Here is a 22,079-nt window from a genome sequence, read left to right as displayed (position 1 = left end):
GCCTGCTAATTTTCAAGGATGGTCTACCCTCAGATCAGACGTCTGAAACCAGGGGGATATTCCATGCTCGCGCAACTTCCACCGGCCTTACAGAATCTGCAGCTTCCGCTTCGCCTGCGACTCTGGGACGGCCATGAATTCAATCTGGGCCCGACGCCCAGCGTCACCATCGTGGTCAAGGACCCGTTGATGGTGTCCCAGTTGACCCATCCGAGTCTCGACGCGCTGGGGGCGGCGTTCGTCGAGGGCAAACTCGAACTCGAAGGCTCGATCAGCGAGGTCATCCGGGTTTGCGATGAATTGAGCACGGCGTTGCTCGATGAAGATGAAGACAGTCAGCCGGTGCGAACCGTGCACGACAAGGAAACCGACGCCAAAGCCATTTCCTACCACTACGACCTGTCCAACGCGTTTTATCAGCTGTGGCTGGACAGCGACATGGCGTATTCCTGCGCCTATTTCGAAACCGGCAGCGAAACCCTGGAGCAGGCGCAACAGGCGAAGTTTCGGCATTTGTGTCGCAAGCTGCGTCTGCAGCCCGGCGATTACCTTCTGGATGTCGGTTGCGGCTGGGGAGGTCTGGCTCGTTACGCTGCCCGTGAGTTCGGTGCAAAGGTATTCGGTATCACCTTGAGCAAGGAACAACTGGCGCTGGCTCGTGAACGGGTCAAGGCGGAAGGCCTGGAAGACCAGGTCGAACTGCAACTGCTCGATTACCGTGATCTGCCGCAGGACGGTCGGTTCGACAAAGTGGTGAGCGTTGGCATGTTCGAGCACGTTGGCCATGCCAACCTGGCCGAGTACTGCAAAACCCTGTTCGGCGCGGTGAAAGAGGGCGGTCTGGTGATGAACCACGGCATCACCGCCAAGCACACCGATGGCCGCCCGGTGGGACGCGGTGCCGGCGACTTCATCGAAAAATACGTGTTCCCCAACGGCGAACTGCCGCACCTGGCGATGATCTCCGCCGAGATCAGCGAGGCCGGTCTGGAGATCGTCGATGTCGAGAGCCTGCGTCTGCACTATGCGCGCACCCTGGACCACTGGAGCGAACGTCTGGAGGACAATCTCGAAGCCGCCGGCAAACTGGTGCCGGATCAGGCCCTGCGTATCTGGCGTCTGTACCTGGCCGGTTGCGCCTACGCGTTTGCCCGGGGCTGGATCAACCTGCATCAGATTCTTGCGGTGAAGGCCCACGCCGATGGCAGCCATGAACTGCCGTGGACCCGCGATGACATCTACAACCCTTGAGCTAGAGAATCGGTGAAATCAGCCGGGCGATCCGCATGCCGAGTTGTTGCAGGCGGTGGATCTCCCGGCCTTCTTCCTTGGCGATTTCGTAGGCCTGGGCAAAGTCGTCGTTGAGCATCTGTTCCACGTGGCCGGCGAATTCGCTGTCGACCGTCAGCAACATCACTTCGAAATTCAACCGGAACGAACGGTTGTCCAGATTGGCGCTGCCGATGGCGCTGATTTCGCTGTCGACCAACACCACTTTCTGATGCAGGAAACCCGGTTCGTAGCGGAACACCCGCACCCCGGCGCGCACCGCTTCGAACGCGTAAAGGCTCGATGCTGCGTAAACGATACGGTGATCGGGGCGCGACGGCAGCAGCAGTCGGACATCGACACCGCGCAGGACTGCGAGACGCAATGCGGCGAATACCGCCTCGTCGGGAATGAAGTAGGGGCTGGTGATCCATACGCGTTCGGTGGCGGCATGGATGGCTTCGACGAAGAACAGCGAGCAGGTCTCGTAGGCATCCGCCGGGCCGCTGGCCAGCAGTTGGCAGAGCACGCCGTCTTCCGGGTAAACCTCCGGCAGGATCAGCGGGGGTAGCGTACGGGCGGCCCAGAACCAGTCTTCGGCAAATGACTCCTGCATGCAGGCGACCACTGGCCCGCGCACCTGTACGTGGGTGTCGCGCCATGGCGCCAATGGTGGTTTTTCGCCCATGTATTCGTCGCCGACATTGTGCCCGCCAACAAAGCCGATTAACCCGTCGACCACGACGATCTTGCGGTGGTTACGGAAATTCACCTGGAAGCGATTGAGCCAGCCGCTGCGGGTGGCGAACGCCTTGACCTCAATCCCGCCATCGCGAAGTGCCTGTACGTAGCTGTGGGGCAGGGCGTGGCTGCCGATGCGGTCGTACAGCAGATGAATCGCGACACCTTCGGCGGCTTTCTTCAGCAGCAGTTCGCGCAGGCGCTGGCCGAGGTGATCGTCGTGAATGATGAAAAACTGAATCAGCACGGCTTCCCGTGCCTGGCTGATTGCGTGGAAAATCGCTTCGAAGGTAGCGGTGCCGTTGATCAGCAATTGCACTTCATTGTTGGCCAGGCATGGCATGCGGCCCAGCTTCGGCATCGCCCGCAGCGAGTCGTAGGCATTCGAGGCGCGGGCGGTCAGGGCTTCTTCTACCCAGGGCCGCCAGTTCAGTTCGGAAACGGCCTGACGCATCTGTTCGTTGGCCTGACGTCGGGCCTTGATATAACCGTCGAAGGTGCTGCGACCGAACACCAGATAGGGGATGAGGGTGAGATAGGGAATGAAGATCAGCGACAGCGCCCAGGCGATCGCGCCTTGCGCCGTGCGGACGGTCAGCACCGCATGGATGGCGGCAATTGTGCCCAGGCTATGTATCAGCGCGATCAGATAACCGAAGATGTGCGGTCCAAAATAATCCATGGGGCAACCTTGCTCCTGAAGATTCAATGCTTAACAGACCATGTTCCTCTGCAGTTGTCGCTATTTTCTTTTTAGCCATGAAAGCAGGCCATGAACCGAAACAAGCGGCCGGCGTCTAACGGCCACTACTGATCAGGAGTTTTGCAATGAACGTTCGTCTGCTGGGTTTGGCGCTGGGTCTGGGGTTGGCCTTGCCGTTGGTGGCTCAGGCGCAAATGCTGCAGCCGGGGTTGTGGGAAATGACATCGAGCAATGTGAAGGTCGATGATCAGGCCATGGACGTGCAATCGATCCTCGGCCAGATTCAGGGCCAGATCACCCCGCAACAGCGGGCGGAACTGGAGAAGCAGGGGATCAATATTGGCGGCAAGGGCATTCGTGCCTGCCTGACACCGCAGCAAGTGGCGACCAACGATATTCCGCTGGCGGACCCGCAGTCGGGCTGCAAACAGCAGATCACCGAGCGTAACGGCAACCAGTGGAAATTCCGCTTCAGCTGCCCGCGAGCCTCGGGCACCGGTGTGGCGACGTTCGTCAGTGATCGTGAATTCACCACCATCGCCAACGGTACGTTCAATGCCATCGGGATCAACCAGAAGGGCAGTCTGGAAACCCGCGCGGTGTGGCTGGGTCAGGATTGCGGCACCGTCAAACCAAGAGCCTGAAAATAGAAACCGCCCCACAACATTGTGGGGCGGTTTTTTTCTAGCGCATGAAGCGCAACGGCAATCCCTGACACCCGTCATGCAGCCGATTGCCGTGCCACGCGACCTGTCCCGACACCAGCGTCGTACTCACCCGATGGCGGAAGCTGCGGCGAGCAAACGGCGTCCATCCGCACTGCGACAGGACCGGTTGTCGTGATACCGCGACGCCCTCGGGTTCTGGCTGAATCAATACCAGATCCGCCCAATAACCTTCCCTCAGATAACCGCGATCCGGAATGGCAAACAGGTCTGCCACCCGGTGGCTGGTCTTCGCCACCAGCGTGGTGATCGGCAGCACGCCATCCGCTACCAGTTCCAACAACGCCGGCAACGCATGTTGCACCAGCGGCAGACCGGAGGGGGCCTGGGCATACGACAGCTGTTTCTCCGCCCAGGTATGCGGGGCGTGGTCGCTGCCTATCACATCCAGTCGATTGCTCAACAAGGCCAGGCGCAGGGCATCGCGATCAGCCTGGGTTTTGATCGCCGGGTTGCATTTGATCTGGTTTCCGAAGTCCGGATAGTCGCGATCATCGAACAGCAGGTGATGCAGGCAGACTTCCGCCGTGATGCGTTTGTGCGTCAGCGGTTTGTCTTCGAACAGTTCCAGCTCTCGAGCCGTGGTCAGGTGCAGCACGTGCAGGCGAGTGCCGTGGCGTTTGGCGAGCTCCACCGCCAGCGAAGAGGAGCGATAACAGGCATCGGCATTGCGGATCAATGCATGAGCATTGGGCGGCAGATGTTCGCCGAATTGCTCGCGCAACCTGGCTGTGGCGGCCTCGATGCTCGGTGTGTGTTCGCAATGGGCCAGCAGTATCGTTGGCACCTCGGCGAACAATCGCTCCAGCGTCTTGGGGTCATCCACCAGCATGTTGCCGGTCGACGCGCCCATGAACACTTTGACCCCGGCCACCTCACTCGGGTTGAGTGCCGCGACGGTGTCCAGGTTGTCGTGACTGACTCCGAAGTGAAAGCCGTAGTTGGCCACCGAGTTGATCGCCGCTCGACGTTTTTTGTCGGCCAGCGCTTCGAGGGTGAGGGTGGCCGGGTTGGTGTTGGGCATGTCCATGAAACTGGTAATGCCACCAGCCACCGCCGCGCGGGATTCGGTGTAGATGCTGCCTTTGGCCGGCGAGCCCGGTTCACGGAAATGCACCTGATCGTCGATCATCCCCGGCAGCAGACATTGGCCGTTGGCATCGATTTCCAGCGTTGCGTTTTCACCTTCAATGCTGCCGCCGATCTTGACGATGCGGCCGTGGCTGACCAGCAGATCGGCGTAGAACTCATGCCCGTCATCAACCAGGCGCGCATTGCGAATCAGCACACTGTTCATGGTTCAGAACTCGTTCTGCAGGGCTTTGTAGCCGCGCACCAGATCGACGTTGGTGCGCGCCACGTCTTCGGAAAACTCCGAGGCGCTGACGCTCACCGGCGGAAATTGCGAGAGGTCGGTGTTCGGCCCGATGCGGGTGGTGGAGGGTACGTAGAACGCGTCCGGCAGATCCCGGCCATCGACCACCGAATTGTGCCGCACCACGCAACCGTTACCGACCTCGCAGTTGAACAGCACGCTGTTGAAACCGATGAACACTCGGTCACCAACCTTGCACGGGCCATGCACGATCGAGCGATGGGCGATGGAGCTGAACTCGCCGATGGTCACCGCTGCGCCGGACTTGGAGTGAATCACCACGCCATCCTGGATGTTCGAATTGGCGCCGATGGTGATCGGCTCCATCTCGCCCGAGGCGTCCACTTCATCGGCGCGAATGACCGCATAGGGGCCGACGAACACGTTTTCACCGATCACTACTTTGCCGCAGATGATCGCGGTTTTATCGACGTAGGCTGACTCGGCAATTTGCGGCAGATCGCCGGAAGGATTTTTGCGGATCATGGTTGGCTCAGGGCGTCGTAAAGGGTGTTGAGGTTGTATTCGAACAGGCCGGTGAAGGTGCTGGCCGGACCCGACGCGGCGAGGGCATCGGAGTACAGCGTGCCGCCGATGTGCGCGCCGCTTTCGTCGGCAATCTGTTTGAGCAGGCGTGCGTCCTTGATGTTTTCCATGAACACCGCTTTGACCTTGGCCTGACGGATCTGGGTGATCAGCGCGGCGACTTCGGCGGCGGAAGGTTCGCGCTCGGTGGACAGACCTTGCGGAGCCATGAAGTCGATTCCGTAGGCTTGCCCGAGGTAACCAAAGGCGTCGTGGCTGGTAACGATCTTGCGATTGCCCGGCGGCAGGGAGCCGAGCTTGGCCTTGGCTTCGGCGAGGAGGGCGTAGATCTGTTTCAGGTAGGCCTTGCTGTTGCGTTCGTAGTCGTCTTTGTTCGCCGGGTCGGCGGCGATCAGTGCCTTGGTGATGTTGGCGATATACAGCTCGGTGTTGGCCAAGTTGTGCCAGGCGTGAGGGTCGGGAACGGTCTCGCCGTCTTCATCTAGAGAGCGGGGGATCACGCCGTGGCTGGCACTGATGACGGTGGCTTTGGTACCGGTGCTGGTCACCAGTCGGTCCAGCCATGGCTCGAACCCCAGCCCGTTTTTCACGATCAGTTTTGCTTTCAGAAGTGCCTTGGCATCGTCGGGCGTCGGTTCGTAGGTGTGGGCGTCAGCGTCTGGCCCGACCATGTTGGTGATCTGGATATGCTCGCCGCCGACCTGTTGCACCATGTCGGCGAGGATGCTGAAACTGGTGACCACCGGCAGTTTCTCCGCCGCCGACAATGACATCGACAGCATCAGGCTGAACAACACAAGTAGAGCGCGCATCGGGAAACACCTCATTGGGATGTGAGCAAAGGCGGGCGGCGCAGCAGGCCGTGAACCGGCCCGAGCACGACGGACAACAGGTAACCGATGCCTGCGACCAGCACGATGGCCGGACCGCTGGGCAGCGAGTAGTAGAACGACAGCAACAGTCCGAGCCACACCGACAGGCAACCGATCACGGCGGCGATGGCGATCAGGATCGGCAGGCACCGGCTCCAGAAACGAGAAGCGGCGGCGGGCAGCATCATCAGACCGACCACCATCAGTGCGCCGATGGCCTGGAATCCGATGACCAGATTCAGCACCACCAGCGTCAGGAACACACCGTGGGCGATCGGGCCGAGTCGGCTGACGGTGCGCAGGAATAGTGGATCGAGGGTGTCGAGCAGGAGCGGGCGGTAGATCAATGCCATGGCCATCAGGCTCAGCAGCGACACGCCCAGCATGCCGTTGAGGGTCGGTCCGTCGACGGCCAGCGCCGAGCCAAACAACAAGTGCAGCAGGTCGAGGCGTTTACCGGCGATGCCCAGAATCAGCACGCCACTGGCCAGGGAGATCGGGTAGATCGCGGCGAGACTGGCGTCCTCGCGCAGGCCGGTTCGGCGGGTGATCCATGCGGCGAGTCCGGCCATGCTCAGGCCGGCGCCGAGGCCGCCGAGGGTCAGCGCGGGAAGACTCAGACCGGCAAACCAGAAACCGAGTGCGGCGCCGGGAAGGATGCCGTGGGCGACGGCGTCGCCGATCAGGCTCATGCGCCGCAGGATCAGGAACACGCCTAATGGAGCGGTGCTGCATGCCAGCAGCAAACCGCCGAGCAGTGCCCGACGCATGAACACGAACTCCAGGAACGGTTGCCAGAAATGCGTAGCGCTGAGCATCAGGCCACCTGCACGTTGGGTGTCTGCTGGATCAGTTCGACACTGGTGCCGAACACGCAGCCGCTATTTTTGATCAGCAGCGTTTGTGGAATGTGTTGGCGGACGGCGGCGAGGTCGTGGCAAACCATCACCAGCGTCCGTCCTTGCGCATGCCAGGTGTGCAGGTGTTGCCAGAGTAATGCCTGACCCAGTTCATCAAGGGCGGCATGGGGTTCGTCGAGCAGCAGCAAAGGCGTGTCGGCCAGACTCAGTCGAGCGAGCAGGGCACGTTGCAGTTCTCCGCCGGAGAGGGCCATCAACGGGCGCTGTTCGAGGCCACTCAAGTGCCAATCTTCAAGTGCCTGGGTGAGGCGCTGTGCGCGCAGTTGAGTGGATAGTCGGCGGCCCCAGAAACCGGCGGCGACCAGTTCCTGAAGGCTGATCGGGAATTGGCGATCCAGGTGCTGTTGCTGGGGGAGGAATGACAAACCGCTTTGGCGAGGGACGCCTAATGCGACAGCACCGGCCAGAGGTCTCTGCAGTCCGGCGATGACTTTGAGCAGGCTGCTTTTGCCACTGCCGTTCACGCCGATGATGGCGGTCAGGCTGCCGCGTTCCAATTGAAGACTCAGCGGTGGCGTGAGCGGTTGGCCGGGGGCGCCCCAACTGACGGACTGGAAGCGAATCATGCGGTCTCCCGGCGCCAGTGACTTTCAGCGACTGCATCGTGGGCGTGGAGGCTTTCGGCATGGATCACGCGCAGGTGGAACTCGCGGATGCCGGGTGAGCGACGCAGCGCCAGATTCAGGCGGCGCGCAGCGTCTTCGCAGAACATCAGGTTCTGTCCATTGGCGAGGGCGAAGGCTTGTTCATCGGCGCGTTTTACGGCGGTTTGTACCGCGGTGCCGAGAGCTGCTTCGGCGTCGTTGATGGTCGAGGTCAGCGGTAAGCCATCGACGAATTCATCAAGGTGAAGATGAAGTTGTGCGGTGCTGCGCTGGCTGTGGGGCGTTGCGATGATCCCCTGAGTCGAGCCCAGCCAGGCCAAAACTTCTGCATGTTGCAACGGCTTGTTGGCGAAATCGTCGACGAATTGTTGTTGGATCAATTGCCTCGCCAGAGCGGCAGAGCAGGGGCAAGTCGAGGAGTAAGCCACCTCGATTTTCAGTTCCACGTGGAACACTGTGTTTTTCAGAGTGGCCGCAATGGTCACCGGATAGGTTTTCCATCCTGCCAATGGGCTGACCAATGCGGGTCTTCTGAGCAGCAAATCGGTATGGATATTCAGATAAGCGGAGTTAGCCAAACCTTCATGGCTGTCGAGAAAACGCTGCAAAACCTGCTGCAAAAGTGCGGGAGTGAGGTTTCGCTGTTCCAGCATTTCCAGCGCCAGGTACAACCGTGACATGTGAATGCCACGGGCTTCGCCGTCATCCAGGCTCACGCCCGCATCGGCTTTTGCTGCCAGGCGTTGGCCCTCGATAAAGACAGGTAGAGCGATGCCACGCATTCCCACCCAATCAAGCGGCAAGGCTTGGCGGGCAGCTTGCGCGGCGATATCCGGCAGCGTCAGCGCATTCATGTTCAGTACCATCGTGTTGATTGAATTTGATGTTACATTATAACAATTCAAATCACGATGCCTTTTTCATGAACGGGCTTTCATATGCACAGACGCCATTTGCTTAACCTGATGTTGGCCAGCGCCACCCTGGCTTTTCCTTTCAGTGTCAGCGCCACACAAATTCGCAATGCACGCCTCTGGCGGTCGGATGACAAACTTCGGTTGGTCTTCGATTTGAGCGGGCCGGTGAGCTACAAGACGTTCACGTTGAGTGCGCCGGATCGTCTGATCATTGATCTGAGTGGTGCCAGCTTGAGTGGCGATTTCAGTCAGTTGGCGCTCAGCGAAACGGTTATTCGCAGCATCCGTTCCGGGCATTTTGGGAAGGGCGATACCCGAATCGTCCTGGATTTGAATCGCCCGGTTCAGCTCAATACCTTCCTGCTGGCGCCTCAGGATGGACAAGGACATCGCCTGGTTCTGGATCTCTTGAGCGATTCAAAAGTGGCAACGCCGAGCGTTCCACGTGAAACAACGGGGAAAACCAATCATCCAAAACGAGACATTATTGTCGTGGTCGACCCTGGTCATGGCGGCAAAGATCCGGGGGCAGTGGGTGCAAAAGGTGAGCGTGAAAAAGACGTTGTGCTCTCCATTTCACAGCTGCTTGCCCGCCGGTTGAAGCGGGAAAAGGGCTTCGATGTGAAGCTTGTGCGCAATGACGATTTCTTCGTGCCGCTCCGCAAACGGGTCGATATTGCCCGCCAGCACAAGGCCGACATGTTCATTTCGGTGCACGCGGATGCCGCGCCGCGTCTGACCGCTTCAGGCGCCTCGGTGTATTGCCTGTCTGAAGGTGGCGCGACTTCAGCCACTGCACGCTTCATGGCGCAACGGGAAAACGGCGCGGATCTGCTCGGTGCAACCAGCCTGCTGAATCTGAAGGACAAGGACCCGATGCTCACCGGTGTCATCCTCGATATGTCGATGAACGCCACCATCGCCGCCAGTTTGCAGCTGGGCAGTACCGTGTTGGGGAGTCTGGCGAGCATCACCACGCTGCATCAAAAGCGTGTGGAACAAGCCGGATTTGCGGTTTTGAAGTCACCCGATGTGCCGTCGATTCTGGTGGAAACCGGGTTCATCTCCAACGCGCGGGACAGTCAGCGGCTGGTCACGGCACGCCATCAGCAAGCGGTTGCTGACGGATTGTTTGAAGGATTGCAGCGCTATTTCCAGAAAAATCCACCGGCCGACAGCTACATCGCCTGGCAGCAGGAGCAGCAACAGGCGCGTGTTTAGCAGCCGGTGAGCCGGCTGCAAGTGAACTTCCCGGTGCTTCCGCCGGAGCTGGAAAAGCGGTTGATCGTCGTCCAGCCCACCCGGCGGTTGTAGCCGACCCAGGCTTCGCCGTCGGAGGCGATTCCTGTGAAGAACGTCAGCTGCCCGTAAATGCTGTTGGTTTGCGCCCAATAACGTTGGCCGTTCTTCTCGAAACCCCGCAGGTAAATCGTCTTGCCTGCAGTGTTGACGCTATAGGCGTTGCCATTGGCATCCACGCACGCCAGCAGGTTGGCGCTGCGCGTGCAGTTGGCGAGCCCCGGGACTTGTGCCCATGCATCGAAGGTCAGCAGGGCCAGGCCAAAGAGTGAGCATTTCAGCGCAGTTTTCATGAGATCACTCGACGGTGAAGTGTTTCCAGCTTCCGGCCCTTTGTCGTTTCCGGCAAGAAGAAAGTGGATCTTCAGTATTGTTATACTATAACATAAATTCGATCGGGCTTTCCGTGGCTCCTGTTTTCAAGCGTCTGCTTCTCTGACTATCTCGTAGAAGCCCAAGAACGCCTGCCGCCGAGAGCGTTTCTTGCGTTTAGCTACCGTTTGATGAGGTTTACCCCATGTCTTCCCCGCTTCCCGTGACCGTTTTATCCGGCTTTCTCGGCGCCGGAAAAAGTACACTTTTGAATTACGTACTACGTAACAGAGACGATCTGCGTGTGGCGGTGATCGTCAATGATATGAGCGAGATCAACATTGATGGCAGCGAAGTTCAGCGTAATGTCGACCTGAACCGCGCAGAAGAAAAGCTCGTGGAAATGAGCAACGGCTGTATCTGCTGTACGTTACGCGAAGACCTTCTGGAAGAAGTCGCCAAACTGGCTCGGGAAGGCCGATTCGATTATCTGCTGATCGAATCCACCGGCATTTCCGAGCCACTGCCGATTGCCGAGACCTTCACCTTCCGCGACCAGCAGGGCCAAAGCCTCGCGGACATCGCTCGCCTCGACACCATGGTCACTGTAGTCGACGGCCTGAATTTCCTGCCTGATTTCCAGGCCGCCGAAAGCCTGGCCTCCCGTGGTGAAATCCTTGGTGAAGAAGATGAGCGCTCGATCACCGATCTGTTGATCGAACAGATCGAGTTCGCCGACGTTCTGTTGATCAGCAAGATCGATCTGATCAGCAGCAGCGAACGGGAAGAGCTGATGGCGATCCTCAAGCGGCTGAACGCGAACGCCGAGATCATCCCGATGGTGATGGGCGAAGTGCCGCTGGAGAAGATCCTCAACACCCGCCGCTTCGACTTCGAAAGGGCTGCGACAGCCCCGGGCTGGCTTCAGGAATTGCGTGGGGAACACGTGCCGGAAACCGAGGAATACGGCATCGCGTCCACGGCCTACCGCGCGCGCCGCCCCTTTCACCCTCAGCGCTTTTTCGACTTCATCGATCGACCCTGGCTGAACGGCAAGCTGCTGCGCTCCAAAGGTTTCTTCTGGCTAGCAAGCAAACCCACGGATGCCGGCAGTTGGTCCCAGGCGGGCGGTTTGATGCGCCACGGTTTCGCCGGCCGCTGGTGGCGTTTCGTGCCGAAGGATCAGTGGCCACAGGATCAGGAAAGCACCGCTGCGATCATGGAAAACTGGACCGTCAGCGTAGGAGACTGCCGCCAGGAACTGGTGTTTATCGGCCAGAACATCGATTTCGCACAGCTCAAGTCAGCCCTCGACGACTGCCTGCTCACCGATGCCGAGATGGCGCTCGGTGTCGAAGGCTGGCGATTGCTGGCTGATCCATTCGGTCCCTGGCATGACGAGGCCGCGTGATGCTTGCCCTCAAACCGCTGCAAAGCAAAACACGTCATCAGGTGCTCGGCCCGACCCCGCAGGCGCTGGCGAGCATCCTGGAAGATGAAATAAACCTCACTGTCTGGCAGCGGCAACTACCACTGCATGTCGCCGATTTTGCGAAGTTGTTGGTGTCACTCAACGAGCCTTATGCCGAAGCGCTGAGCCTCGAATTGCACGACGAAGACGCAGAACCAGATCTGACGGGACTGGCCAGCGGATTCCGTGACCTGGAAGGCTACGAAGGTTTTATCGCCGACTTGAAATGGCTGGTCGGCGCCTTCGCCTGCCTGCTCGGCGCGCGGCGGATCGGCTTGCGGCTGCGTGTGCTGGACAAGGCGATGTGCCCGCGTTTTCACGTCGATCATGTGCCCGTACGACTGATCACCACCTACGCCGGCATTGGCAGCGAGTGGCTCAAGGAAGGGGAAATGGATCGCCAGCAACTGGGAAAACCGCTGGCCGAGCCGCAGGAAAAATCGCGGATTCAGCAACTGGTCAGCGGAGAAGTGGCGCTGCTCAAAGGGGAGAAGTGGCACGGCAACGAAGGCTTCGGGCTGATCCATCGCTCTCCACAACCGGCGCCGGGCGAGCGGCGTCTGATGCTGACCCTGGACTGGTTGGGCTGACGCCTCAAGGCTTGAGCCAGTTGCCCTGGCTCTGGCTCTCGCAGTACGGCTTCAAATACGCCGCATCGGTGGCCACGCCGTAATAGTGGATATCCTGGCGATAAGGCATATTGGCGACTTGCGCGTTGCTGCACACGCCAAACGCTCCGGCAGGGCACTGATCGACGTACTGCACGTCGACTTTTTGCCCCGCCAGCGTGGGCTGGCAGAAGCCGTCGTTGAACAGCTTCTCCGGGATGTTGCGGTTCTGCTGGCAGACCTTCACGTCGAGGCGTTCTGCCTGGCTGTGCACCACACAAGCCTGGGCCAGCGCCTCGCCCGACACCAGCGCCAACAGCAACGACCATCCCATCCACCGCATTCCCGACCTCCAGAAAACCTTGATCATGTTGCAGAACATTCCTACCCACGTCATCGCAGGCCCCTTGGGCGCCGGCAAGACCAGCCTGATCCGCCAGCTCATGGCGCAACGACCGGCCGGTGAGCGCTGGGCGGTGCTGATCAACGAGTTCGGCCAGATCGGCCTCGACGCTGCACTGTTGACCCGGGACGCCGATGGTATCGCACTGGGCGAAGTGGCCGGGGGCTGTTTGTGTTGCGTGAACGGTGCGCCATTTCAAATCGGGTTGGGACGTTTATTGCGCAAGGCCCGGCCGGATCGCCTGTTCATCGAGCCTTCCGGATTGGGACATCCGGCGCAGTTGCTGCAACAGCTGAGCGAAGCGCCATGGCAAGGTGTTCTCGCGGTTCAACCCTGCGTGCTGGTGCTGGACGCCCAGGCATTGGCGGCAGGCAAAACGGTACCGCCAGCACAGCGGGAGGCGCTCCCTGATGCCGGTTTGCTGGTATTGAACAAGGCGGAAAACATCGATGAATCCCAGCGAGAGCAGATTGCCCGTCAGTTGCCGTCCGTCAGGCTGATCTGGACGCAACAGGCATCGTTGCCCCTGAGCGAATTGCCGGGTGTGGCGGCTCAAGCGCAAGCGGGTGTGGATAAGTTGATCGTGCCCAAAGGGCTGGCGCAGATGCCGGCCATCTGGAGCGATCCGGCTTCGCCGATTTGCCTGAGTCAGGCGCAGGAGGGCGGTTGGAGCATCGGCTGGCGCTGGCACCCAAGCCAGACGTTTGATCTGACTCGCATCACTCAGTGGCTGGAACCCCTGAACTGGCGACGGGCGAAGCTGGTTATCCACAGTCAGACTGGCTGGGAATCAGCCAATGCCCTGGATAACGCCAAACTGGACTGGCAGCCCAGCGAATGGCGCAAGGATTCGCGGATCGAGCTGATATTCGACCAATCGCAAGTAATCGATGAATTGCAGGCAGGATTGGCCGGCTGTCGGATTCAAGCGGCCTGACTCAAGGCTTCCACTTGGTGTGTTCCTGGCGCCATTGGCTCAGTTCGATGACTTGCGCGCTCGGCCTGGCCACTTCCACCACAGGCGGGGTGTCGTCGAACGGTGCCGGGTAGGGCGCCAGTTCGATCTGCGCGCTATGGGGGCCGAACTGGGTGATGGTGCCGTTGTGACGGGTTTCACCGGTCACGGTGAATTCGAAGTTGTAGACCCGGGCCAGACGCCGACGCCCGCTGGCATCCTTGATGAGACCGATCTTCTTTAGCGCCACGTTGCCGTCGAGCAGTTCGACGCCGACATTCACGCAATGCTGCTTGACCCGTTCCAGCGCCCGCTCGCGCAGGCCATGGTTGTGCCACAGCCATGCACCGGCAACGGCGAACAGCATCAGCACGAAAATGTTTTCCAGGGTCAGCATCAACAAGAAACTCCAAAAGTTGGCATCAGCTTAACTGCGTCGCCGGTCTGTCGTACAGACTGTGTTTCGTCGCATACTGCGCGGCTTGAATTTCAATCGTTTTACGGAAAAACCCGAATGAAACGTACGCCTCATCTGCTCGCCATCCAGTCCCATGTGGTGTTCGGCCATGCCGGCAACAGCGCTGCGGTTTTTCCGATGCAGCGGGTCGGGGTCAACGTCTGGCCGCTCAACACCGTGCAGTTCTCCAACCACACTCAGTACGGCCAGTGGGCCGGAGAAGTGCTGGCGCCGCAGCGAATCCCGGAGCTGGTTGAAGGTATCGCCGCCATTGGGGAATTGGGCAATTGCGACGCGGTGCTGTCCGGCTATCTCGGCAGTGCGGCGCAGGGCCGGGCGATTCTCAGTGGCATCGAGCGGATCAAGGCGGTCAATCCGAAAGCGCTGTACCTGTGCGACCCGGTGATGGGGCATCCGGAGAAGGGTTGCAGCGTGCCGGCTGAAGTCAGTGACTTCCTGCTCGACGAAGCCGCAGCAGTAGCTGACTTCATGTGCCCGAACCAGCTCGAGCTGGACAGCTTCTCGGGGCGCAAGCCGCAGTCGTTGTTCGATTGCCTGGCGATGGCGCGGGCACTGCTGGCGCGCGGGCCGAAAGCGGTGCTGGTCAAGCATCTGGATTACCCGGGGAAACCGGCGGATGGCTTCGAGATGCTGCTGGTGACGGCCGAGGGCAGTTGGCACTTGCGGCGTCCGCTGCTGGCGTTCCCGCGGCAGCCGGTCGGAGTGGGAGACCTGACGTCCGGCCTGTTCCTGGCGCGGGTGCTGCTCGGCGACAGTCTGGTGGCGGCATTTGAATTCACCGCAGCGGCGGTGCATGAGGTGCTGCTGGAAACCCAGGCCTGTGCCAGTTACGAGCTGCAACTGGTGCGGGCGCAGGACCGGATTGCGCATCCCCGGGTGAAGTTCGAGGCGACGGCGATCAGTCTGTAAACCGCGTTGCCCTCATTCGCGAGCAAGCCCGCTCCCACATTTGGAATGCGTTCCTCCTGTGGGAGCGGGCTTGCTCGCGAAAGCTATCTACAGAGCGCCATGGATCGAAGGACTGATCAGGCGTCGCCCTTTATTTCCTGATAGCGTTTTTCCAGCTCCTGGCGAATCTGCCGGCGCTGCTGGGCCTGCATGTAGCGGCGTTTGTCTTCGCTGTTCTGCGGCTGCAGTGGCGGTACGGCGGCCGGTTTGCGCTGATCATCCACGGCAACCATGGTGAAGAAGCAGCTGTTGGTGTGGCGTACCGAGCGCTCGCGGATGTTCTCGGTCACCACTTTGATGCCGACTTCCATCGAGGTGTTGCCGGTGTAGTTGACCGACGCCAGGAAGGTCACCAGTTCGCCGACGTGGATCGGCTCGCGGAAAATCACCTGATCCACCGACAGAGTCACCACGTAGCGGCCGGCATAGCGGCTCGCGCAGGCGTAGGCCACTTCGTCGAGGTATTTGAGCAGGGTGCCGCCGTGGACATTGCCAGAGAAGTTGGCCATGTCGGGGGTCATCAGTACCGTCATCGACAGCTGGGCGTTTCCGGGTTCCATAACGTTCTCACGGGTCAAGGCAGGGTTGCTGGAAGAAGCACCTCTGCGGGTGCCTGGTCGCTTTTCAAAACCACCGTTATCGGGACGCCGGGCAACTGGCCGCCGTCACGCCCTGATCGATCTGTTTCCATATATTGCACCGCCTTTCAGCCGGAAGTCGCGGTGTTACCCTGCAAAAGCCCACCCCAAGGGCGATTCCTACACCTAAAGCGGATTTTTACTCAGCTCGCCCAGACGTTTTCAGACGCCTGCCGCGAGCATCGTCATTCAAGGAGCCCACGCCATGCATGCCATCAGCTTTATTCAGGATCTGGCAGTGATCATGTTGGTCGCAGGTGTGGTGACCGTGCTGTTTCACCGCTTCAAGCAGCCGGTGGTGCTCGGCTATATCGTCGCCGGTTTCATCATCGGCCCGCACACCCCGCCGTTCGGCCTGATCCACGACGAAGAAACCATCAAGACCCTCGCCGAGCTGGGGGTGATTTTCCTGATGTTCTGCCTGGGCTTGGAATTCAGCCTGCGCAAGCTGTTCAAGGTGGGGGCCACAGCGTTTATCGCGGCATTCCTGGAAATCATCCTGATGATCTGGATCGGCTACGAAATCGGTCGCTGGTTCGACTGGAACACCATGGATTCGCTGTTCCTCGGCGCGATCCTGGCGATTTCCTCGACCACCATCATCGTCAAGGCGCTCAACGACCTGAAGATGAAGAACGAGCGCTTCGCCCAGCTGATCTTCGGCGTTTTGATCGTCGAAGACATTCTCGGCATCGGCATCATTGCGCTGCTGTCGAGCATCGCGGTCAGCGGCACGGTCAGCTCCGGCGAAGTGTTTTCCACGGTCGGCAAGCTGTCGCTCTTCATGATCGTCGCGCTGGTCATCGGCATTCTGCTGGTACCGCGATTGCTGGCCTATGTGGCGAAGTTCGAAAGCAACGAGATGCTGCTGATCACCGTGCTCGGGCTGTGCTTCGGCTTTTGCCTGCTGGTGGTCAAGCTTGAGTACAGCATGGTGCTCGGTGCGTTCCTGATCGGTGCGATCATGGCCGAGTCGCGGCAATTGCTGAAGATCGAGCGCCTGATCGAGCCGGTTCGCGACCTGTTCAGTGCGATCTTCTTTGTTGCCATCGGCCTGATGCTCGATCCGATGATCCTTCTGCAATACGCGTGGCCGATTGCGGTGATTACCGTCGCCGTGGTGCTGGGCAAGATGTTGTCCTGCGGCCTCGGGGCATTTATCGCCGGCAATGACGGACGCACCTCACTGCGGGTCGGGATGGGTCTTTCGCAGATCGGTGAGTTCTCCTTCATCATCGCCGCACTCGGCATGACGCTGCAGGTGACCAGCAACTTCCTCTATCCGGTGGCCGTGGCGGTCTCGGTCATCACCACGTTGCTGACGCCTTACCTGATCCGCGCCGCCGATCCGCTGTCGATCAAGCTATCCGCCGCCATGCCGCAGCGTCTCGGGCGGGTGTTCGGGATGTATGGCGAATGGCTGCGCAGCATTCAGCCGCAGGGTGAGGGCGCGATGCTGGCGTCGATGATCCGGCGGATTCTGCTGCAGGTCGGGGTCAATCTGGCGCTGGTGATTGCGATCTTCTTTGCCGGCGCTTTCTTTGCCGGGCGTCTCTCGACGTGGCTGCAGGACTGGATCAGCGATCCGAGCTGGCAGAAGGCGTTGATCTGGGGTGGGGCGTTGCTGTTGTCGCTGCCGTTCCTGATTGCGGCCTATCGCAAGCTCAAGGCGCTGTCGATGCTGCTGGCGGAGATGGGGGTGAAGCCTGAGATGGCGGGGCGTCACACACAGCGAGTGCGCCGGGTGATCGCCGAAGTGATCCCGATCCTCTCGCTGCTGGTGATTTTCCTGCTGCTGGCAGCCTTGTCGGCCAGTATCCTGCCGACCAACAAGTTGCTGGTGCTGGTCGCCGTGGTCGCGGCCGCCGTGGCGGCGCTGCTCTGGCGCTGGTTCATCCGGGTGCACACGCGGATGCAGGTGGCCTTGCTGGAGACCCTCGACAATCACAAGGAGTCGTCGGGGCATTGACCCGGTGGGGCGCTGGCCGATCAGCTTTCCAGCCAGACGTCCCGTGCCCAGTGCCAGACCGATTCCCAGGACTCCTCGGTGATCAACTCTTCTTCGCCGGACCACAGCACCACGGTGCCGTCTTCTTCGACGCAGTAGTAGTTGTCGCCGTCCTGGCAGATCGGGATCAGGTCGCGCGGCACACCGGCGTCCCAGGCATTGGCGGCTACATCCGGCAGGTAGGTGTGGGACTGCGGGTCGGTGACGGTCACCGGCTCCAGGCTGCCGTAAACCACATCGCTGACGGTCAGCAGAAATTCTTTGAAGACGAACGGGATGTTGATGAAGAGTTCTTCTTCGACTTCCACCAACTGGTCTTCGTCGGGCAACTCCAGGGGAACCGGCACGGGTTCGTTGGCTTCGCGCAGTTGTTCGATGATTTCTTCCACGTCCGGGATCCTCTTGCTTGAATGGCGCGGTTTATATGGGCCGGTTTATACAGTAGCTCGCTATAGATGCAACCGCGAAATAGAAAACCCCGGCCGAGGCCGGGGTTTTTATTGCAGCGGGTAAACGTCGGAGGTGATCAGCCGTTCTGGCGGATACCGGCGACCAGCCAAGGCTGGTTGTCGCCCTGTGGACGTTCCATGTTCCAGCTTTCGCTGAACACTTCGCCCTGCTGGTCGAAACGCGAGGTCTTCGACACACCGTTGAAGGTCAGGGTGGCGATGGTCTTGTCCGCACGGTCATCCACGCCGTCCAGTTGTACCTGGAGGTTTTCGATGAAGGTGGACTGGAACGCATCGCCCAGTTCCGCGCGCTCGCGCTTGAGGAACTCGAACATCTGCGGGGTCACGAACTCGGCGATCTTGTCCATTTCGTTGGCATCCCAGTGCTGCTGCAGCGCCTGGAAGTGGCTGCGGGCGGCTTCGAGGAAGCGCTGCTCGTTGAACCAGGCCGGTGCGTTGATCACCGGACGGGCGGCAGCCGGAGCAGCCGAACCACCGAAGATCGAACCCATGGCGGCAGGTTTCTGCTCGAACACTTCACGCTGCATCGGCGCGCCGGCCGGCGCGAACTGCTCCTGCTGCTTGCGGCGACGAGCGGCGATGAAGCGGAAGATCACGAACGCGATCACGGCCATGATCAGGATGTCGAAGATCTGCATGCCCTGGAAGCCGCCGCCCATGAGCATGGACGCCAGCAGGCCACCGGCGGCGATGCCGGCCAGAGGGCCGAGCCATTTCGAAGCGCCGCCAGCCTTGGCAGCAGCGCCTGCGGCACCGGCAGCACCAGCGGTCGCAGCCGCGCCGCCCATGCCTGGGGAAGAAGGAGCCATCTGGCTGGTCTGGTGCGTCGGCGCAGCGCCGGCGCTTTTGCCACCACCAAAGCGCTTGGCGTTGGCGTCGAGGCTCATCGTCAGGCCGATGCACAACGCCATGGCGATGCTAAGAAAACGTTTCATAAAGGGAATTCCCGTTTGTGGAGACACGCGCGCCATGTTGCACAGCTGAAGTGTCACTGGCTAGCGAGAGAGTGTTTCGGGCTTTTGCCTGACAGGTTACGTTCAGCTCGGTCGAGGCAATAAGGCTATGTACTTTTGTCTGTAGGAAAAGGAGGTAGGTTCAGTGGGAAATGGATCAGCGTCGAAACGCCAACATCACCACGCCCGCGGTGATCAGACCGATGCCGCCCCACTGGCGCAGGTCAAGTTTCTCGCCCAGCAGGATCACGCCGAGCACCGCCACCAGCACCACGCTGAGCTTGTCCACCGGAGCGACCAGCGAGGCTGGCCCGACTTTCAAGGCGCGGAAATAGCACAGCCATGAAGCCCCGGTACCCAACCCCGACAACAGCAGGAACAGATAGCTTTTGGCAGAGATCGATCCCAGGGACTGATATTGGCCCGTGGCGTACAAAATCAAGGCCAGACTGACGAGTACCACGATGGTGCGCAGCAGGGTGGCGAAGTCGGAGTTGACGTTTTCGATGCCGACCTTGGCGAAGATTGCCGTCAGCGCGGCGAAGGTGGCCGAGAGCAGGGCCCAGAATGTCCAGGAGGAAAAGAAGCCAGAGCCCATGTCTCGTACCTTTCAGGATGTTTGATCGTTCCCCGGCAGAGCGAGGGAACGATGAGCAACAGCTGGCGGCCTTAAATGGCTTCCAGCTTCGCGTAACCCAGCATCAGCCACTTGCTGCCTTCGCTGAAGCTCACCTGCACCCGGGCCTGGGCACCGGCGCCCTCGAAGTTGAGGATCACGCCGTCGCCAAAGATCGAGTGCCGCACAGCCTGGCCGAGGCTCAGACCGGTATCCGGGATCTCGCTGCCGCTGAACAGGTTGCTGCCGCTCATCGACTGGTTGCCGCCGAACGGTCGGCTGACGCTGTTCGACAGACGCACTTCCTGAATCAGGCCTTTCGGCACTTCCCGTACGAATCGCGACACCTTGTTGTAGGTTTCGCTGCCGTACAGGCGTCGGGTTTCAGCGTAGGTCATCACCAGGTTCTGCATGGCCCGGGTGATGCCGACGTAAGCCAGACGACGCTCCTCTTCAAGACGTCCCGGTTCCTCCAGGCTCATCTTGTGCGGGAACAGGCCTTCTTCCATGCCCACCAGGAACACGTAAGGGAATTCCAGGCCCTTGGCGCTGTGCAGGGTCATCAACTGAATGCTGTCTTCGTGCTCGTCGGCCTGAGTGTCGCCGGCCTCCAGCGACGCGTGGCCGAGGAATGCCGCCAGCGGCGTCAGGTCTTCGTCTTCCTCGGTGTTCTCGAAGTTGCGCGCGGCGCTGACCAATTCCTCAAGGTTTTCCACCCGGGCCTGGCCTTTCTCGCCTTTTTCCGCTTCGTGGTAGGCGATCAGGCCGGATTGCTCGATGACGGTCTGGGTCATCAGGTGCAACGGCATCTCGGCGCACTTGGCGGCGAGGTTCTCGATCAGCTCGATAAACGCACCGAGGGCGCCGGCCGCACGACCGGTCAGGCCCTTGTTGGCCACCAGTTGGCGCATGGCTTCCCACATCGACACATCGCTGTGGCGCGCATGTTCACGGATGGCTTCGACGGTCTTCTCGCCGATGCCGCGAGCCGGGACGTTGATGACCCGTTCCAGCGCCGCATCGTTGCCGCGACCTTCCAGCAAACGCAGGTAGGCCATGGCGTTCTTGATTTCCGCGCGCTCGAAGAAGCGTTGGCCGCCATAGATGCGGTACGGAATGCGCTCGCGCAGCAAGGCTTCTTCCAGAACGCGGGATTGGGCGTTGGAGCGGTAGAGAATCGCGATATCGCTGCGGGCCAGGCCGGTTTTCAGCGCGCTTTCGATGGTTTCGACAACGTAGCGTGCTTCATCGTGTTCGTTGAACGCGGCGTACAGATTGATCGCTTCGCCGTCGCCGCCGTCGGTCCACAGCTCTTTGCCCAGCCGCCCGGTGTTGTTGGCGATCAGGGCGTTGGCGGCTTTCAGGATGCCGGCGGTGGAGCGGTAGTTCTGCTCCAGACGGATGGTCTCGGAATCCGGGAAGTCGGAAGAATACTGATGGATGTTCTCGATTTTCGCGCCGCGCCAGCCGTAGATCGACTGGTCGTCGTCGCCGACCACCATCAGGCTGTCGCCACCCTTGCCCAGCAGACGCAGCCAGGCGTACTGCACGGCGTTGGTGTCCTGGAACTCGTCCACCAGAATGTGGCGGAAACGCTTCTGGTAGTGGGCCAGCAGGCCCGGATGGTCGCGCCACAGATCCAGGGCGCGCAGCAGCAATTCGGAGAAATCGATGACGCCGGCGCGCTGGCAGGCCGCCTCGTAGGCCTCATAGATGCCGCGCATGGTGGCCAGGTACAGATCGCCGCTGGCCTGAATGTGCTGCGGACGCAGGCCTTCGTCTTTCTGCCCGTTGATGAACCACTGGGCCTGACGGGCCGGCCAGCGCTGTTCGTCCAGCCCCAGCTCGCGGATCACCCGCTTGACCAGGCGCTGCTGGTCATCGCTGTCGAGGATCTGGAAGGTCTGGCTCAAGCCTGCTTCCTGCCAGTGCGCCCGCAACAGGCGGTGCGCCAGGCCGTGGAACGTGCCGACCCACATGCCGGCCGGGTTGATCCCCAGCAATTGCTCGATGCGGTGACGCATCTCGGCAGCGGCCTTGTTGGTGAAGGTCACCGACAGGATCGAGTGGGGCGAGGCGTTTTCGACCTGGATCAACCAGGCGATACGGTGCACCAGCACTCGGGTCTTGCCTGAGCCGGCACCGGCCAGGACCAATTGACGACCAACGGGAGCCGCTACGGCCTGGCGTTGGGCATCGTTGAGGGAGTTCAGCAGAAGGGAGAGATCATCGCGCATCGGGGCATTC

23 protein-coding genes are annotated in these 22,079 nt (G+C 60.5%); 8 read left to right on the top strand and 15 right to left on the bottom strand.

What is annotated here, in order from left to right:
• Positions 1–63 precede the first annotated feature (63 nt).
• Positions 64–1,251, top strand: coding sequence for a C17 cyclopropane fatty acid synthase CfaB (gene cfaB, locus CAG02_RS07515; RefSeq protein WP_085708771.1), 1,188 nt, complete (start codon positions 64–66; stop codon positions 1,249–1,251).
• 1 nt (position 1,252) lies between these two features.
• On the opposite strand, the gene cls is transcribed toward cfaB, so the two are convergent.
• Complete coding sequence (cls, locus tag CAG02_RS07510) at positions 1,253–2,692, bottom strand: cardiolipin synthase (protein ID WP_085708772.1); 1,440 nt, start codon at positions 2,690–2,692, stop codon at positions 1,253–1,255.
• Positions 2,693–2,838: 146 nt separating this feature from the next.
• Here cls and CAG02_RS07505 point away from each other — a divergent pair, with 146 nt between their 5' ends.
• Positions 2,839–3,357, top strand: a complete 519-nt coding sequence (locus tag CAG02_RS07505; RefSeq protein WP_085708773.1) for a DUF3617 domain-containing protein — start codon at positions 2,839–2,841, stop codon at positions 3,355–3,357.
• Between the two features lie 40 nt (positions 3,358–3,397).
• On the opposite strand, the gene CAG02_RS07500 is transcribed toward CAG02_RS07505, so the two are convergent.
• Genes CAG02_RS07500 through folE2 form a run of 6 tightly spaced genes read right to left on the bottom strand, consistent with a single transcriptional unit; the run spans position 3,398 to position 8,610 of the window.
• Positions 3,398–4,735, bottom strand: coding sequence for a dihydroorotase (locus CAG02_RS07500; protein WP_085708774.1), 1,338 nt, complete (start codon positions 4,733–4,735; stop codon positions 3,398–3,400).
• A gap of 3 nt (positions 4,736–4,738) precedes the next feature.
• Positions 4,739–5,299: a DapH/DapD/GlmU-related protein gene (locus CAG02_RS07495; RefSeq protein ID WP_085708775.1), complete on the bottom strand. Its 561-nt coding sequence runs from the start codon at positions 5,297–5,299 to the stop codon at positions 4,739–4,741.
• A complete protein-coding gene (locus tag CAG02_RS07490) occupies positions 5,296–6,171 on the bottom strand; it encodes a metal ABC transporter substrate-binding protein (RefSeq protein ID WP_085708776.1) in 876 nt (291 codons plus the stop codon). The genes CAG02_RS07495 and CAG02_RS07490 overlap by 4 nt, the downstream gene beginning before the upstream one ends.
• Positions 6,172–6,182: 11 nt before the next feature.
• Positions 6,183–7,049 carry a metal ABC transporter permease gene (locus CAG02_RS07485; protein WP_085708777.1) on the bottom strand — a complete coding sequence of 289 codons (867 nt, stop codon included), beginning with the start codon at positions 7,047–7,049 and terminating at the stop codon, positions 6,183–6,185.
• On the bottom strand, positions 7,049–7,717 hold the full coding sequence (locus CAG02_RS07480) for a metal ABC transporter ATP-binding protein (RefSeq protein WP_085708778.1): 669 nt from the start codon (positions 7,715–7,717) through the stop codon (positions 7,049–7,051). Before CAG02_RS07480 ends, CAG02_RS07485 begins: the two co-directional genes overlap by 1 nt.
• A complete protein-coding gene (gene folE2 / locus CAG02_RS07475; RefSeq protein ID WP_085708779.1) occupies positions 7,714–8,610 on the bottom strand; it encodes a GTP cyclohydrolase FolE2 in 897 nt (298 codons plus the stop codon). The genes CAG02_RS07480 and folE2 overlap by 4 nt, the downstream gene beginning before the upstream one ends.
• A gap of 84 nt (positions 8,611–8,694) precedes the next feature.
• Between folE2 and CAG02_RS07470 the strand changes: the two genes are divergently transcribed.
• Positions 8,695–9,894, top strand: coding sequence for an N-acetylmuramoyl-L-alanine amidase (locus CAG02_RS07470; RefSeq protein ID WP_085708780.1), 1,200 nt, complete (start codon positions 8,695–8,697; stop codon positions 9,892–9,894).
• Here the strand turns inward: CAG02_RS07470 and CAG02_RS07465 are convergent.
• Positions 9,891–10,265: a glutamine synthetase gene (locus CAG02_RS07465; RefSeq protein ID WP_085708781.1), complete on the bottom strand. Its 375-nt coding sequence runs from the start codon at positions 10,263–10,265 to the stop codon at positions 9,891–9,893. The genes CAG02_RS07470 and CAG02_RS07465 overlap by 4 nt on opposite strands.
• A gap of 224 nt (positions 10,266–10,489) precedes the next feature.
• Between CAG02_RS07465 and zigA the strand changes: the two genes are divergently transcribed.
• Complete coding sequence (gene zigA / locus CAG02_RS07460) at positions 10,490–11,695, top strand: zinc metallochaperone GTPase ZigA (RefSeq protein WP_085708782.1); 1,206 nt, start codon at positions 10,490–10,492, stop codon at positions 11,693–11,695.
• Positions 11,695–12,345, top strand: a complete 651-nt coding sequence (locus CAG02_RS07455; RefSeq protein WP_085708783.1) for a DUF1826 domain-containing protein — start codon at positions 11,695–11,697, stop codon at positions 12,343–12,345. Before zigA ends, CAG02_RS07455 begins: the two co-directional genes overlap by 1 nt.
• A 4-nt stretch (positions 12,346–12,349) precedes the next feature.
• Here CAG02_RS07455 and CAG02_RS07450 read toward each other — a convergent pair whose 3' ends face one another.
• Positions 12,350–12,706 (bottom strand): NADH:ubiquinone oxidoreductase, encoded by a 357-nt coding sequence (locus CAG02_RS07450; protein WP_085708784.1) that lies wholly within the window; start codon positions 12,704–12,706, stop codon positions 12,350–12,352.
• Positions 12,707–12,731: 25 nt separating this feature from the next.
• Between CAG02_RS07450 and CAG02_RS07445 the strand changes: the two genes are divergently transcribed.
• Positions 12,732–13,703, top strand: a complete 972-nt coding sequence (locus CAG02_RS07445) for a GTP-binding protein (RefSeq protein ID WP_085708785.1) — start codon at positions 12,732–12,734, stop codon at positions 13,701–13,703.
• Position 13,704: 1 nt separating this feature from the next.
• On the opposite strand, the gene CAG02_RS07440 is transcribed toward CAG02_RS07445, so the two are convergent.
• A complete protein-coding gene (locus CAG02_RS07440; protein WP_085708786.1) occupies positions 13,705–14,118 on the bottom strand; it encodes a DUF3301 domain-containing protein in 414 nt (137 codons plus the stop codon).
• Positions 14,119–14,235: 117 nt separating this feature from the next.
• Here CAG02_RS07440 and pdxY point away from each other — a divergent pair, with 117 nt between their 5' ends.
• Positions 14,236–15,108: a pyridoxal kinase PdxY gene (pdxY, locus tag CAG02_RS07435; RefSeq protein WP_085708787.1), complete on the top strand. Its 873-nt coding sequence runs from the start codon at positions 14,236–14,238 to the stop codon at positions 15,106–15,108.
• A 116-nt stretch (positions 15,109–15,224) separates the two neighbouring features.
• Here the strand turns inward: pdxY and CAG02_RS07430 are convergent, their stop codons facing one another.
• Positions 15,225–15,707 (bottom strand): acyl-CoA thioesterase, encoded by a 483-nt coding sequence (locus CAG02_RS07430; protein WP_003229693.1) that lies wholly within the window; start codon positions 15,705–15,707, stop codon positions 15,225–15,227.
• A 283-nt stretch (positions 15,708–15,990) separates the two neighbouring features.
• Here CAG02_RS07430 and CAG02_RS07425 point away from each other — a divergent pair, with 283 nt between their 5' ends.
• The gene (locus tag CAG02_RS07425) at positions 15,991–17,754 is read left to right on the top strand and encodes a cation:proton antiporter (protein WP_085708788.1); all 1,764 of its coding nucleotides are present in this window, start codon (positions 15,991–15,993) and stop codon (positions 17,752–17,754) included.
• Between the two features lie 20 nt (positions 17,755–17,774).
• Here CAG02_RS07425 and CAG02_RS07420 read toward each other — a convergent pair whose 3' ends face one another.
• The 4 genes from CAG02_RS07420 to uvrD form a co-directional block, all read right to left on the bottom strand.
• On the bottom strand, positions 17,775–18,182 hold the full coding sequence (locus tag CAG02_RS07420) for an SMI1/KNR4 family protein (RefSeq protein ID WP_007995855.1): 408 nt from the start codon (positions 18,180–18,182) through the stop codon (positions 17,775–17,777).
• Positions 18,183–18,319: 137 nt separating this feature from the next.
• Positions 18,320–19,198 carry a Tim44 domain-containing protein gene (locus CAG02_RS07415; RefSeq protein WP_085708789.1) on the bottom strand — a complete coding sequence of 293 codons (879 nt, stop codon included), beginning with the start codon at positions 19,196–19,198 and terminating at the stop codon, positions 18,320–18,322.
• Between the two features lie 175 nt (positions 19,199–19,373).
• The gene (locus CAG02_RS07410; RefSeq protein WP_016984014.1) at positions 19,374–19,814 is read right to left on the bottom strand and encodes an EamA family transporter; all 441 of its coding nucleotides are present in this window, start codon (positions 19,812–19,814) and stop codon (positions 19,374–19,376) included.
• A gap of 71 nt (positions 19,815–19,885) precedes the next feature.
• Positions 19,886–22,069, bottom strand: coding sequence for a DNA helicase II (uvrD, locus tag CAG02_RS07405; RefSeq protein ID WP_085708790.1), 2,184 nt, complete (start codon positions 22,067–22,069; stop codon positions 19,886–19,888).
• Positions 22,070–22,079: the final 10 nt, after the last annotated feature.

Origin of the sequence: Pseudomonas sp. R43(2017) (genome assembly GCF_002112345.1) — a bacterium.
Taxonomy (GTDB): domain Bacteria; phylum Pseudomonadota; class Gammaproteobacteria; order Pseudomonadales; family Pseudomonadaceae; genus Aquipseudomonas; species Aquipseudomonas kribbensis.
Note: the sequence above shows the minus strand (reverse complement) of the source record. Positions and strands in the feature narration are given on the sequence as shown.